The 12,661-nt window shown below is 53.2% G+C and carries 12 protein-coding genes; 4 read left to right on the top strand and 8 right to left on the bottom strand.

All coding sequences use genetic code 11. From position 1 onward, the window contains the following. The first annotated feature begins 5 nt into the window (after positions 1-5). The gene (locus tag GM556_RS02990; protein WP_155579284.1) at positions 6-1,223 is read left to right on the top strand and encodes an AI-2E family transporter; all 1,218 of its coding nucleotides are present in this window, start codon (positions 6-8) and stop codon (positions 1,221-1,223) included. A gap of 19 nt (positions 1,224-1,242) precedes the next feature. Here the strand turns inward: GM556_RS02990 and GM556_RS02985 are convergent, their stop codons facing one another. From GM556_RS02985 to GM556_RS02970, 4 genes are all read right to left on the bottom strand, one after another. Beyond that, positions 1,243-1,659: a hypothetical protein gene (locus tag GM556_RS02985; protein ID WP_155579205.1), complete on the bottom strand. Its 417-nt coding sequence runs from the start codon at positions 1,657-1,659 to the stop codon at positions 1,243-1,245. Continuing rightward, complete coding sequence (locus tag GM556_RS02980; RefSeq protein ID WP_230873260.1) at positions 1,646-2,797, bottom strand: DegT/DnrJ/EryC1/StrS aminotransferase family protein; 1,152 nt, start codon at positions 2,795-2,797, stop codon at positions 1,646-1,648. Before GM556_RS02980 ends, GM556_RS02985 begins: the two co-directional genes overlap by 14 nt. Positions 2,798-2,802: 5 nt before the next feature. After that, positions 2,803-3,204: a MarR family transcriptional regulator gene (locus GM556_RS02975; RefSeq protein ID WP_155573009.1), complete on the bottom strand. Its 402-nt coding sequence runs from the start codon at positions 3,202-3,204 to the stop codon at positions 2,803-2,805. Positions 3,205-3,448: 244 nt separating this feature from the next. Beyond that, entirely contained in the window at positions 3,449-4,858 is a 1,410-nt protein-coding gene (locus GM556_RS02970; RefSeq protein WP_155579204.1) for a M17 family metallopeptidase, read from the bottom strand. A 71-nt stretch (positions 4,859-4,929) separates the two neighbouring features. Here GM556_RS02970 and GM556_RS02965 point away from each other — a divergent pair, with 71 nt between their 5' ends. From GM556_RS02965 to fdxA, 3 genes are all read left to right on the top strand, one after another. Next, positions 4,930-7,485 carry a helicase-related protein gene (locus GM556_RS02965; RefSeq protein ID WP_230873259.1) on the top strand — a complete coding sequence of 852 codons (2,556 nt, stop codon included), beginning with the start codon at positions 4,930-4,932 and terminating at the stop codon, positions 7,483-7,485. Further along, positions 7,482-7,775 carry an RNA-binding S4 domain-containing protein gene (locus GM556_RS02960; protein WP_155573007.1) on the top strand — a complete coding sequence of 98 codons (294 nt, stop codon included), beginning with the start codon at positions 7,482-7,484 and terminating at the stop codon, positions 7,773-7,775. The genes GM556_RS02965 and GM556_RS02960 overlap by 4 nt, the downstream gene beginning before the upstream one ends. Positions 7,776-7,877: 102 nt before the next feature. After that, the gene (gene fdxA, locus GM556_RS02955; protein WP_155573006.1) at positions 7,878-8,210 is read left to right on the top strand and encodes a ferredoxin FdxA; all 333 of its coding nucleotides are present in this window, start codon (positions 7,878-7,880) and stop codon (positions 8,208-8,210) included. 143 nt (positions 8,211-8,353) lie between these two features. Here fdxA and cyoD read toward each other — a convergent pair whose 3' ends face one another. Genes cyoD through cyoA form a run of 4 tightly spaced genes read right to left on the bottom strand, consistent with a single transcriptional unit; the run spans position 8,354 to position 12,290 of the window. Then, positions 8,354-8,692, bottom strand: a complete 339-nt coding sequence (gene cyoD / locus GM556_RS02950; protein WP_155573005.1) for a cytochrome o ubiquinol oxidase subunit IV — start codon at positions 8,690-8,692, stop codon at positions 8,354-8,356. Next, entirely contained in the window at positions 8,692-9,306 is a 615-nt protein-coding gene (gene cyoC, locus GM556_RS02945; RefSeq protein WP_155573004.1) for a cytochrome o ubiquinol oxidase subunit III, read from the bottom strand. The genes cyoD and cyoC overlap by 1 nt, the downstream gene beginning before the upstream one ends. Before the next feature lie 18 nt (positions 9,307-9,324). Then, positions 9,325-11,322 carry a cytochrome o ubiquinol oxidase subunit I gene (gene cyoB, locus GM556_RS02940; protein WP_155573003.1) on the bottom strand — a complete coding sequence of 666 codons (1,998 nt, stop codon included), beginning with the start codon at positions 11,320-11,322 and terminating at the stop codon, positions 9,325-9,327. A gap of 14 nt (positions 11,323-11,336) precedes the next feature. Then, positions 11,337-12,290, bottom strand: coding sequence for a ubiquinol oxidase subunit II (gene cyoA, locus GM556_RS02935; RefSeq protein WP_155573500.1), 954 nt, complete (start codon positions 12,288-12,290; stop codon positions 11,337-11,339). Between the last annotated feature and the right edge of the window lie 371 nt (positions 12,291-12,661).

Here is a 12,661-nt window from a genome sequence, read left to right as displayed (position 1 = left end):
TGCCCATGCCCTTCTTCTTCAACCGCCCGCCGACTCCCGCAGCCCAACAAACACCCACCACCGCGTTGGACCGCATTTATGGCATTATGCGTCTCACGCTTTGTCTTTCTCTCATTATGCTGGCTGTTTGGTTGATGGGAGAGGTCTTGGCGGTTCTCTTCGCAGCCGTATTAATGGCCATTGTTCTGCATGGGCTTGCACGTATCCTCCGCCGTCGCTTACCCTTCATCCCTTATACAATCGCAATTAGCATCGTAGCCTTTAGCATTATTGGGCTATTTGCCGCTCTTATTTGGAGTAGTGGCCCCTCTATGGGGGAGCAGTTTATCAGCCTAAAAAATGCTCTCGTTATACAATCAAGCGATCTCCGCTCCCATCTCTCCCAAACAACTTTCGGCCAAATGGTCTTAAACCATCTGCCAACCTCCCTTGGCGGGAATGATAAAACAGCTTCCCTCAGCAGTTTAGGCTTTGGGATTGCAGGCTCCGTGACCGGGTTGCTCGGCAGTGCGGTTGGCTTAATCGGTACGATTTTTGTTGTTTTAATCGCCGCCTTTTACTTTGCCGTCTCACCGTCTCTTTACATCAACGGCTTCCTCCGTCTCATCCCCCCTTACCAACGCGAAGCCACACGCACGCTCCTCTATAGCGCAGGCAATACTTTATGGGCATGGACCGCAGGCCAAGCGTTGGACATGCTCGCCGTAGGGCTTTTCTCCGGTATTGGGCTATATCTCATCGGGATGCCCCTCGCTCTCGCTTTGGGCGTTGTCGCAGGGTTGTGCAACTTCATCCCCTATATCGGCGCGATTTTAGGGGCAGTGCCTGCCTTGCTCATCAGCCTCTCTCTTGGCACGCATGAAGTGTTATTCGTGGCCATCCTCTATAGCGTTATCCAATTTTGTGAGGGCAATATCCTCGCCCCGCTCATCCAACGGCGTGCAGTCCATATGCCCCCTGCACTAGCCATCCTCTCCCAAAGTGTTTTTGGCTCCATCCTTGGGGTGCCGGGGCTCGTGCTGGCTTCCCCCATCACCGCAGCCCTCCTCGCTGTCTTTGATAAAGCCATGCCCCCGCTGGAAGATGCCACCAAAACCCGATTAGAGACGAACGAGCTTACCCCAAAAGAAGTTGCTCAGAACGCTCAAGAAAAAGCAGCCGCGAGTAAACAAGAGACCAAACAAAAGGAAAAAGATAAAACCACCCCGCCTCCCTCCACCTGAGGAAAGCAAGACCGCCTTTTTAAGGGAGGCCCGGCAAATGGAGGGTCCCACGGTCGAAGGAGCGCATCCTATATGCGCCCCCCGGTTGGGTTTGTATCCCCACAACATCATCCCCATGCTTAAAATGCCATGCGGAGAGAATGACAAAGCGGCCCTCTGCACTGCTCATCTGATACACAGCGAGCGCAGGCATATTCTTAGGGGGTACCTCACCTGGGATCCCCCAGCCTGTCCGATACTGTTGCACCCAAAGATTCATCGCCTTTACTTCATCCTCAGTGAGGCTACGTTGCTGCTGAGCCTGCTCCACCGTGCCATGAACAACCGTTGGGAGGGACCACGGGCGCAAAATAGGCCACGCAAAATACCAAATCACCACAACAGGAATAATCACAATCGCCGCAAACATAAGAAGATATTCGTCATTCTGCTTCATGCTGCTCTCTCGCCCATGTTTGACTCTCTCTTATCACATAATCTACGGCCTCATCGGTAAGGTCAGGATGGATTGGCAGGGCCAAGACATACTCCCCTAACGATTCCGACACAGGTAAAGGAACCCCATCATGGCACGCTTGATAGGCTGGCTGATGATGCAATGGTTTGGGATAATAAATAGCCGTTGCAATCTGCGCTTGTGTGAGATGTTGCCTTAAAGACTCACGCAAAGATAGCGAGGGTAGCTTCACACAATAGACTGCCCATGCACTCTGGCTTTCTGCCACACGTGCAGGTGAGGTGATGAGAGAGGGCAAGCCTGCATCATAAGCGCGTGCCACAGCCTCACGCCGTTGCAGCTCCTCCTCAAACACATCCAACTTGCTCAAGAGAACCGCCGCTTGCAAGCTATCTAACCGCGCATTAAGGCCAATGCGCTGCACCTCATAGCGTTGTTGCCCCTCCCCATGGCTGCGCAGGGAGCGGTAAAGAGCCGCCTTATCATCATCATCAGTGAGGATAGCCCCGCCATCGCCATAACAACCTAGCGGCTTAGATGGGAAGAAAGACAGAGTCGTAGCCATGGCCTCATGCCCCAACTTCCGCCCCTTATAGGCCGCACCAAAGGATTGAGCGCAATCCGCAATGAGGGTTAGGCCCTCTTGTGTGGCAAAGCTCTTTAGCGCATCCCACGGGGCAGGTTGGCCAAATAAATCAACCCCGATAATCGCCTTTGGCACCACCTCTCCCGCTTGCTTTACCGCGGCAACACGCGCCTGCAAGGAGGCAAGAGAGAGTTGGAAGCTATCCGCCTCCACATCCACAAAAACCGGCTTCGCGCCTAATAACAGAACAACCTCTGCCGTGGCCGTGTATGTAAAAGCAGGTAGGAACACCGCCATCCCCGGCCCAATTCCCTCCGCCATGAGGACGGTTAAAAGCGCATCTGTACCGGAGGAGACAGCCACAGCATGACGCGCCCCCCCATAAAGAGCCAAACGCGCCTCAAGCTCTACAACCTCCGGCCCCATTACGAAACAACAATGGGTTAAGACCCGCTCCATCCGCTCCCGCAACGCCGCGCCAAGACGCCGCTGCTGGGCAGGAAGATCCAGAAAGGGAACAACTCCCACCAAGATACTTACCCAGCCCGCCGCGCTTGGAAGGATGCTACAGCCGGACGAGCCGCTTTACGGAGGATAATCTCATCCCCGCAAGCTTCCTCCATCACATCCCGCAACCCACGCAGATAGGCCGAGCCTTTTAATGTCCGCTGAACAAGAATGGAGCGGCGGTCCAACGGGTCCACCTTACGGCGTGCTAAATCAAGCTCGCTCAACCGGTCCAACGCACGGGTGATAGCGGGTTTAGAGACATTCAAAGACTGTGCTAAGCCCCGCACGGTATGAGCCCCATCATCCAAATAACAGCTCAAAAACACAGATAATTGCCGCGCAGAAAGGTCCGGCCCATCACCGCGCACGGTGGACACAATCGTATCGCGCAAAAGCTGCAACATGCGGTTATCGCCATTTCGACTCATAAAAACTCTCTTTCGCTCTTTTACAACGCGACTTACCCTCTGCCAGTTAGCGCATATACGCCCTCCCCGCTGGCCGGTGGGATACATCATATTTGCGATTTCTACTTAGTCCTATTCTAATTTGTGACGCTTATGTATCGAAATAACAACCACGCCCAACGCAGGGCTGCTATTCCTAAAGACAAACCTCATTAAAAATGAATAAAAACAGCTAGTTATACACGCTATAACGAATCATTACTTTTTAGAAACCTTCCGAAACCGCACGGAACAACGCCCTTAAAGCTAGCACCTCACCCCCCATAGGCCGGCCGGGGCGTGCGTTATCATTCCATCCATAAGTATCAATATGCGCCCATCTCTGCCCCTCTGGGACGAAGCGTTGGAGGAATAACGCCGCTGTAATCGCCCCGGCCATAGGCCGAGAGGAAAGATTGTTACAATCAGCAATGGGGCTATCCATCCATTCATCATAATCAGCCCATAATGGGAGCTGCCAAAGCGGGTCATGCGCATGACGCCCAGCGGCAAGAATATGCGCCGCTAATGCATCATCATTACTAAAAAGGGCGGGTAAATCTGGCCCCAAAGCCACACGCGCAGCCCCGGTAAGCGTTGCGGCATCTATGATGAGGTCCGGCTGGCTCTCTGCGGCCTCTGTCAAGAGGTCAGCTAGAACCAAACGCCCTTCTGCATCCGTATTGCCGACCTCTACCCGCAGCCCTTTCCGCGTGGTCAACACATCCCCCGGCCGCATCGCATGGCCGGAGATACTGTTCTCCACACAACCAAGGCGAATCTCCAAAGCGACATCTAGCTCCGCCTCCATAATCACGCAGGCCAGGGCGAGCATCAATGTCGCTCCACCCATATCCTTCTTCATCTTCGCCATGGAGAAGCCGGGCTTGAGGTCATAACCGCCTGTATCAAAACATACGCCTTTACCCACTAAAGAGAGGCGCGGGGCTGCTTTGCTCCGCCCGGGTTTTTGCCCGACCACCACAACAGCCTCCCGGTCCGAGCCCGCCCCCACAGCGGCAAGGCATGGGTACGCTTGTCTTAATGCCTCCCCTTCTATCAGCTCAACACAGGCCCCACGTTCCTCCAGCATGTGACGGGCTGCCGCCGCTAATTCCGCAGGGCCCATCAGATTCGCCGGGCTATTAATCAGGTCACGCCCTAGCCACGCCGCCCGCGCAAGGAGACGCGCCTCGCGCCCATATTCTGCGGCGATGCATAATTTAGGCTGCGCTTTGGGGGTATGTTGGGCAGCCCCCTTTAGATGATACTGATACGCCCCTAAGCAGAAGCCAAGAATGAGCTCCTCCAAAGCCGCCCTTGTGTCTTGCCCCTGAACCTGCGGATGAAACTGCGGAACCCAACGCCCCTCTGGCAATTTTGCTGGTAAAGCCCCATAAGGCATAGGCCCTGCCGTAGGCTTGATGCAAAATACCGCCCCGGCAATCCCCTCCTTACCCGGCAAAAGGGTAAAATCCCCCGCACGTCCTTCAAAGCCTTGCGCGCGCAAAAAAGGCTCATCACGCCCTAATAGAGCGGAAAGCGCAGCAGACTCCCCCGCTTCTACGATATGAAGCGGGTAAGTCTCCCCCCCATCACAGGGAGCGCACAGGGGCAAAAAAGGGGCATTAGACATAAAAAACCATTCCACCAAAAAACTCTTATAATGTCTTGCTTTTATCGCATTCACGCAAGATCATTCCACCCATGACAGCACGTTCTTCCTCCTTTATGCCTGCGGCGGGCCAGCCCCCACGGCTTATTCATGCGATTTTAGGGCCAACCAATACCGGTAAGACCCATTACGCCCTCACCCGTATGATGGCGCATCAGAGTGGGATTATCGGCTTCCCCCTCCGCCTGCTTGCGCGCGAAAATTACGAACGGCTCGTCAAACTAAAAGGCGAACGCCATGTCGCCCTCCTCACAGGGGAGGAAAAGATTATCCCTCCCCATGCACGTTGGTTCTCTTGCACAGTGGAAGCAATGCCGCTGGACCGCAAAGTGGATTTCATCGCTATTGATGAAATCCAGCTCGCTGCGGACCCTGATCGCGGGCATATTTTCACCGACCGCCTCCTCCATGCGCGTGGGACGGGGGAGACGCTCTTCCTCGGTGCGGAGACCATTCGCGGCTTGCTCAAACAGCTTATCCCCTCCATTACGATTGAGACCCGCGCCCGTCTCTCCCACCTTACTAATATAGGGCCGGTGAATCTCACACGCTTACCTCCACGCTCTGCCATTGTGGCTTTCTCCGCCACGGAGGTTTACGCCATTGCCGAGGCCATCCGCCAAAAGCGCGGGGGCTGTGCGATTATTATGGGCCGCCTCAGCCCTAGAACACGCAATGCCCAAGTCGCCCTCTATCAAAATCGCGATGTTGATTATCTCGTAGCGACTGATGCCATCGGGATGGGGCTGAATATGGATGTGGACCATGTTGCCCTTGCAGCCTTGCATAAGTTTGATGGCCTTGCCTCCCGTGCTCTAACCCCGCAAGAGGTGGCTCAAATCACCGGGCGAGCAGGCCGTGGGATGCATGATGGCACCTTCGGCACCACAGGCTCTTGCCCCCCTATGAGCCAAGAGCTCATCAAGGCTGTGGAGGACCATAAGTTTGAGCCATTACACGCCCTTTATTGGCGGCAAACGGCCCTAGATTATAGCTCTCCTGAAACGCTGTATCACAGCTTGATGCGTAAACCCCCACGCCCCGGCCTCATCACCGGGCGCACAGCTTCGGACCTTGATGTCCTCACCGGCTTGATGCAGATGGAGGATATTCGCGCTGCTGCACGCGGTACAAAGGCCACAACTCTCCTATGGGAAGTCTGCCAGATACCGGACTTCCGCAAGCTTGGTGATGGTAGCCATACCCGCCTTTGTGGCCGTTTATTTCTCGACCTCTTAAAACATCACCGCATCCCCCCTGCGTGGATGGAAGGCCAATTACGCGGGCTTGACCGGCTTGATGGCGATATGGATACGCTCATGCACAGGCTCTCTGGTGTACGTGTCTGCGCTTACATCGCCGCTCGGACAGGCTGGATGCCCCAAAGCCGCCATTGGCAAGATCGCTGCCGCACAGTGGAGGACCGTCTCTCTGATACATTACATGAGAGGCTGAAAGAACGTTTTGTCAATAAACGTGCCACGGCCCTGCTCCGCCGCTCGGACACCGGGCAACGTGTTGAGGCCCTCTATGCCATAACGCCCCAAAATCGCATCCTTGTGGAAGGCCATGAAATTGGCCGTATCACCGGTTTTGGTATGAATCTGGACGCCACGGCGGACCCTCAAGAGAGTGCATTGCTCCTCAAAGCAGGCAAACGCGCCCTCCACCACGCAATGCCTGCGCGGATACGCTACTTCCTCCAACAAGAGATGACCGCCCTGCACATCACAGAGGCTGGGCATATCCATTGGGAAGGCGCGCATATCGCCAGCCTGACCCGTGGCGAGGACCTCTTTAACCCCCATAGCCAGCTTCTACCGGGGGAGTTTCGCGATACATATCAGAGCCGCCAAGTGCAGGAACATCTTCATACGCTCATCAACGCACTGCTGCGCAAAACACTTGCCCCCTTCTTTCAGATGGAAGCGCACCTCCAAAAGACGGCCTCATTACGCGGTTTGGCGTATCGTTTGCGTAAAGATGGCGGCACAACACCAACCTTGCCGGAGGACCGCGCAATCTCGCGCGAAGAAAAACGCTTCCTCCATCATCACGGTGTACAGATTGGGGAGCAATTTATTTACTGCCCACGCCTGTTTAAACCAGCCTATCTCCCTATGATGAGCCTGCTTCATACCATCTGGCATAGGCAAGAATATCGCATCCCTCATGCCGGGTCTATCTGCCTACCCAGCGCAGATTATCCCACCCCACCACCCGGATGGCAGAATGCCGGCCCTGTCCATATACGACTCGATAAATTAGACGCGCTCTTGCGTCTCCTTCGCCCTCATGGCAAGCCACCCCGCCATAACCAGCTCATTCCCCCCACGCTCGCCTCCTCCCTTGGGGTGAAAGCCGCCCTTCTCCCCGCCCTCCTAAAAGGGCTGGGCATTGCCCACCATCCCCCACAACCTTTAGAAGAAACACGCTATGGGCCTGCCGCGCCGCTCATTATTCTAGGACGCCCGCATAAACATAAAACAGCCCCACCGCGTACAAAAAAGACCCGCAAGCCCCAACGCGCCGTGGCCGACTCCCCCTTTGCTGCCCTCCAGAACTGGGCTATACGCCCCTCCTCATGAGTACAGAGCCACATCAACGGCTAGACCTCTGGCTTTATTACACGCGGCTTGCCAAAACGCGCGGCCTTTGTGCTGCCTTCATCCGCAAGGGGCGTGTCCGCATTAATGGCCAAAGGACGCATAAAACCCACGCACACCTCCATATTGGCGATATTGTGAGTTTTGCCTCCCCCCACTGGGACGAAAAGGTCTGTATTTGGCGCGTTATACAGCTTGGCGAGCGGCGCGGCCCCGCTAAAGAAGCCGCCCTTCTCTATGAAGAACTTGAGGAAAAGAGCGGTAATTCCTGACAATAGACTTGCAAAAGCCCCCCATCATTCGGCATATCAGTGCAGGAATCTTTAAAAGGGGCCGTTCGGCTGGCCTGTAACACCAAACCGGAGACGGCAATCATGACCTATGTGGTCACAGAAAACTGCGTGCGCTGCAAGTTTATGGATTGTGTGGAAGTCTGCCCTGTTGACTGCTTCTACGCGGGTGAGAACTTTCTTGTCATCAATCCTGATGAATGTATCGATTGCGGCGTATGTGAACCTGAATGCCCCGCAGAAGCCATCTTCCCAGATAGTGATGAACGCTCTGCGGACTGGATGGAGATTAACGCCAAATATTCCACAATTTGGCCTAACATAACCCAAAAAGGGACCCCACCGGCTGACCGTGAAGAATGGAACGGTAAAGAAGGTAAGCGGGAGATGCTCTCTGAGGAGCCTCATAAGGACTAACCCCCCCTCTTATCGCCCTATAATAAACCCTCGGATGAGCTGAACTCTCCGGGGGTTTTTCTTACGCTAATCATCCAGACATAAAAAGCCGGTGGAGTTGGCCCCCACCGGCTTTTTCTCATCTTGAAAGATGAAACGGCGTATCAGCCGGGCATCATATTCATCTGGGCATCCCAAAGGACAAACAGATAACCCGCAATCACCACTGCAACCATCAACACTGTGATGATGAAGGCAGCAAGATTCTGACGCTGAGACAAGCTCTTCGTCCCCATATGGAGGAAGAAGACCAGATGCACAACAACCTGAACTGTCGCCAACACAGCAAGAATGGCAATCGTCTGCCAGAAGGCGAAGGCCTTGCTCAAGACAGTGGCAAAAGACGCCACTGTCAGGATAACAGCAAGAACAAACCCAACAATATAGGAGCCGTAAGAGCCGTGGCTCTCACCTTCGTGCGATGTCGTATGATTCTCGCTCATTAGACAACACTCCCCAGGTAGACGAAGGAAAAGACGCAAATCCAAACAATATCAAGGAAATGCCAGAACAAGCTCAAGCATGTCAGTTTTGTTTGCATCCGAGTGCTAAGCCCCTGCTTGCCCATAACCTGGAAGAACAAAATGAACATCCAGATAAGGCCAATCGTGACATGCAGCCCGTGCGTCCCCACCAACGTGAAGAAAGAAGACAGGAAGGCGGATTTATCCGGCCCTGCCCCATGAGCTACGAGTTCATGGAACTCTTTAATCTCAAGGGTGACAAAGGAGACACCGAGGATGAAGGTCAGCAACAGCCAAACCAACACGGCACCTTTGTTCTTCTTATGCGCATTAATAGACGCGAAGCCGTAGGTAATAGAGGAGAGCAACAGGATAGCTGTTTCGATCTCAACATTCTTGATGTCGAACAGCTCTTTCCCCGTTGGCCCACCAGCAAAATGATGGCAGAGCGATGCAAAAACGGCAAATAACGTGCCGAAAATGATGCAGTCCGTCATCAAATAGACCCAGAAACCAAAAATTGTGGTTTCCTGCTGATGATGCTCATGCTCCTCGTTATGAGCAACGGATGCGTGAGTTGTGTCGTAAGACATGGTTTTCATCGCCTCCCTTTACTCTGCTGCCTGAGCAGCGGCAAGCCGCTTGGCAAAAGCTTCTTCATCAGCGCGGATCTCCTCTACAGGGACGTAGAAGTCGATATCCAAATTCGCACTACGGTGAACCACAGTGAAGAAGGATACCACTAGCCCCGCAATCACAGCCCACCAAATATGCCAGACAAGGGCGAAGCCAATCACCAGCGCGCAAGCCCCGAGGACAGGACCAACGGCAGAGTATTTTGGCATATGGATAGGCTCTAGCTCAGCCAATGGTGCTGGGCGACCCAGCTCCTTCTCGATATGGAATGTATCCAAACCGCGAACGACCGGCAAACGAGCAAAGTTATAATGCGGTACAGGGGAAGGCAAAGACCACTCCAGCGTACGGCCAGAGCCCCAGTTATCGCCTGTTAGGTCTAGCGCATCAGGCTTTTTATTCACCGCATCAAACGCTGCGAGAACAAATTGGATGACCTGACATGCCACACCAGCCGCCAAAATGAACACACCAACACAAGCCACCAGCAACCAAGGATGCCAATTAGGGTTGTCATAATGGTTCATACGGCGGGTCATACCCTCCAGACCAACGACATAAAGCGGCATGAAGGAGACGTAGAAACCAACGAACCAGAAACGGAACGCCCATTTCCCCCAAACATCGCGCATCTTAAAGCCGAAGACCTTCGGGAACCAGTAGCTCAGACCAGCAACATAACCAAAGAACACACCTCCGATAATCACGTTATGGAAGTGCGCCACCAAAAAGAGGGAGTTATGAATCACCCAGTCCGCTGCAGGCATCGCCATCATCACACCGGTCATACCACCGATGGAGAAGGTGATCATGAAGCCGACAATCCAGTTCATCGGGCCTTCAAAACGGACACGCCCCTTATACATGGTAAAGAGCCAGTTGAAGATTTTCACACCTGTCGGCACGGCGATGAACATCGTCATAATACCGAAGAAGGTGTTCACATCTGCCCCAGCACCCATTGTGAAGAAGTGATGCACCCACACAATGCTGCCTAAGAAGGTGATTATACCCGTTGCAATAACCATCGTGGCATAGCCAAAGAGCGGCTTGCCGGAGAAGGTTGCTGCGATTTCGGAGAAGACACCAAAAGCAGGCAGGATGAGAATGTAAACCTCTGGGTGACCCCAAGACCAAATCAAGTTCAGGTAGAGCATAACGCTACCACCACCATCATTGGTGAAGAAGTGCATCCCAACGTAACGATCCAGTGCCAGCAACGCCATGGAGACCGTCAGAACCGGGAAGGTCGTCAGGATCATGATGCAGGAGAAGAATGCCGTCCATGTAAAGACAGGCATATGCATCCACTTCATGCCGGGGGCGCGGAGCTTAACAATCGTTGTGATGAAGTTTACAGCGGTAAGCAGCGTCCCAATACCGGAAATCTGCACAGACCAGATGTAATAATCCACACCAACACCGGGGTTAAACTGCAACTCGGAGACTGGCGGGTAGCCAAGCCAACCAACATTGGAGAACTCACCAACAAACAGGGAGATGTTGATGAGGATAGCACTGACCAACGTCATATAGAAGCTGATTGAGTTAATCAGCGGGAATGCAACGTCACGCGCACCAATTTGCAGCGGCACCACGAAGTTGAACAAAGCCTGCATAATCACCATGGCCATGAAGAAAATCATGATCGTGCCATGAGCGGAGAAGACTTGGTCATAATGGTGCGGCGGCAGGTAACCGGGGTTACCAGCGTAAGCAAGGGCAAGCTGCGTACGCATCATCACCGCATCAGCAAAGCCACGCACAAGCATGACAAGGCCGAGGATGACGTACATAACGGCAAGCTTCTTATGGTCAACGGTGGTTAACCACTCGCGCCACAAATAACCCCATTTTTTAAAGTAAGTGACTGCCGCAAGCACGGCAATCCCGATTACAGCCACACCAATAAATGTACCGACAAGAATCGGCACATCATACGGTATGGCAGAAAGGGTAAGTTTTCCGAGCATCTTTAGATTAGTCCTCACATGCCGGTATTAGAAGGCGCAGCCATCTGAGAGTCAGAATGCGTATCCATAGGCATATCACCCATAGGTTTGCTATCTTTCCCGTGGGCATTGTTGCCAACATTGTATTTCGCAACAATGCTCTCAAACAAGCCGGACTGCACGTTGGAGAAATACAGAACCGGAGCCGGTTTTGGTGCTACCTCGTTAGAGACAGCCGGCGGGGCCTGATATTTCGGGTAAGTTTGTGCGTCCAGTGCCTCTTTAGCTACGAACGGATTTTCAGTGTTATGGACGCTCTGCACCCATGCCTCAAACTGCTCTTGGGGCATAGCAATCGTGCGGAAGCGCATATCAGAGAAGCCCGGCCCTGTATATTGAGCGGCCTCACCCTGATAGTTACCCGGACGGCTTGCTAATAGGTGGAGCTGCGTCTCCATACCTGCCATGCTGTAGATCTGAGACCCAAGCTGAGGGATGAAGAAGGATGTCATCACACTATCAGACGTAATCCGGAAATCCAGAGGAGTCTTTGTGGGAACATCAAGCTCATTGATGGTAGCAATCCCGAGATCTGGGTAAATAAACAACCATTTCCAGTCCAGAGAGACCACTTCCACACGGAGCGGTTTTGCATTTGGCGCACCAACTTTAGCCAGCATCTCTTTAGAGATAGGCTTATACGGGTCGTAATAATGCGTGCTCCAATAGTTAAAGCCACTCAGAACAAGAATGATGAGGATGGGTACACCCCAGATAAATACCTCAATCTTGTTTGAATGTGACCAGTTCCGCAAATATTCGGCCTTCTCATTAGATGCCCGGTACTTCCACGCAAATATGAGGGTCGCAATAATTACTGGAACCACAACGCACATCATGACGGCCCATTCAAGCACCATCATGTCGCGATTACCTTCCCCGATCGGACCTGCGGGTTGAAGAAGATCAACCGTACAGCCCGACAGCATCAATGCAGGCAACGCCGGGAAAAATCGCCAGAGTCTTTTCATGGATCCTGCCTCTATCTGTTATTCTGCCACAAAAGGGGTCAGAACACTTTCTGACACAGTCAGGACAGCACAACTGCTATCGAACGTCGTCATCTTATATGTGCCTTTCCCGTTCGTATCCTGACAACGAGGGGGAACACCTCCCCCCGTACTTAATGAAATATAGGACGTACAAACGCCCCAGTGTCGCCACTTTTAATCATCTGGAATGGCCCAGATTACAAGGGGTCAATTTCAACAAAAAAAGAGACCCCCTTGGTCTTTCTTACAAAAAAGACCAGTTAGCCGCCATTCCTTATATGTCATCACAATGAGATTACAAAATAGAG

Origin of the sequence: Bombella sp. ESL0378, from assembly GCF_009725845.1 — a bacterium.
GTDB classification, from domain to species: domain Bacteria; phylum Pseudomonadota; class Alphaproteobacteria; order Acetobacterales; family Acetobacteraceae; genus Bombella; species Bombella pollinis.
Note: the sequence above shows the minus strand (reverse complement) of the source record. Positions and strands in the feature narration are given on the sequence as shown.

Bases quoted from the DNA above. Each gene is read 5' to 3' on its own strand.
- cyoC (WP_155573004.1), bottom strand. From the start codon at position 9,306: ATGTCTTACGACACAACTCACGCATCCGTTGCTCATAACGAGGAGCAT.
- GM556_RS02990 (WP_155579284.1), top strand. From the start codon at position 6: ATGCCCTTCTTCTTCAACCGCCCGCCGACTCCCGCAGCCCAACAAACA.
- GM556_RS02985 (WP_155579205.1), bottom strand. From the start codon at position 1,659: ATGAAGCAGAATGACGAATATCTTCTTATGTTTGCGGCGATTGTGATT.
- GM556_RS02975 (WP_155573009.1), bottom strand. From the start codon at position 3,204: ATGAGTCGAAATGGCGATAACCGCATGTTGCAGCTTTTGCGCGATACG.
- GM556_RS02970 (WP_155579204.1), bottom strand. From the start codon at position 4,858: ATGTCTAATGCCCCTTTTTTGCCCCTGTGCGCTCCCTGTGATGGGGGG.
- GM556_RS02965 (WP_230873259.1), top strand. From the start codon at position 4,930: ATGACAGCACGTTCTTCCTCCTTTATGCCTGCGGCGGGCCAGCCCCCA.
- cyoA (WP_155573500.1), bottom strand. From the start codon at position 12,290: ATGCTGTCGGGCTGTACGGTTGATCTTCTTCAACCCGCAGGTCCGATC.
- GM556_RS02960 (WP_155573007.1), top strand. From the start codon at position 7,482: ATGAGTACAGAGCCACATCAACGGCTAGACCTCTGGCTTTATTACACG.
- cyoD (WP_155573005.1), bottom strand. From the start codon at position 8,692: ATGAGCGAGAATCATACGACATCGCACGAAGGTGAGAGCCACGGCTCT.
- cyoB (WP_155573003.1), bottom strand. From the start codon at position 11,322: ATGCTCGGAAAACTTACCCTTTCTGCCATACCGTATGATGTGCCGATT.
- fdxA (WP_155573006.1), top strand. From the start codon at position 7,878: ATGACCTATGTGGTCACAGAAAACTGCGTGCGCTGCAAGTTTATGGAT.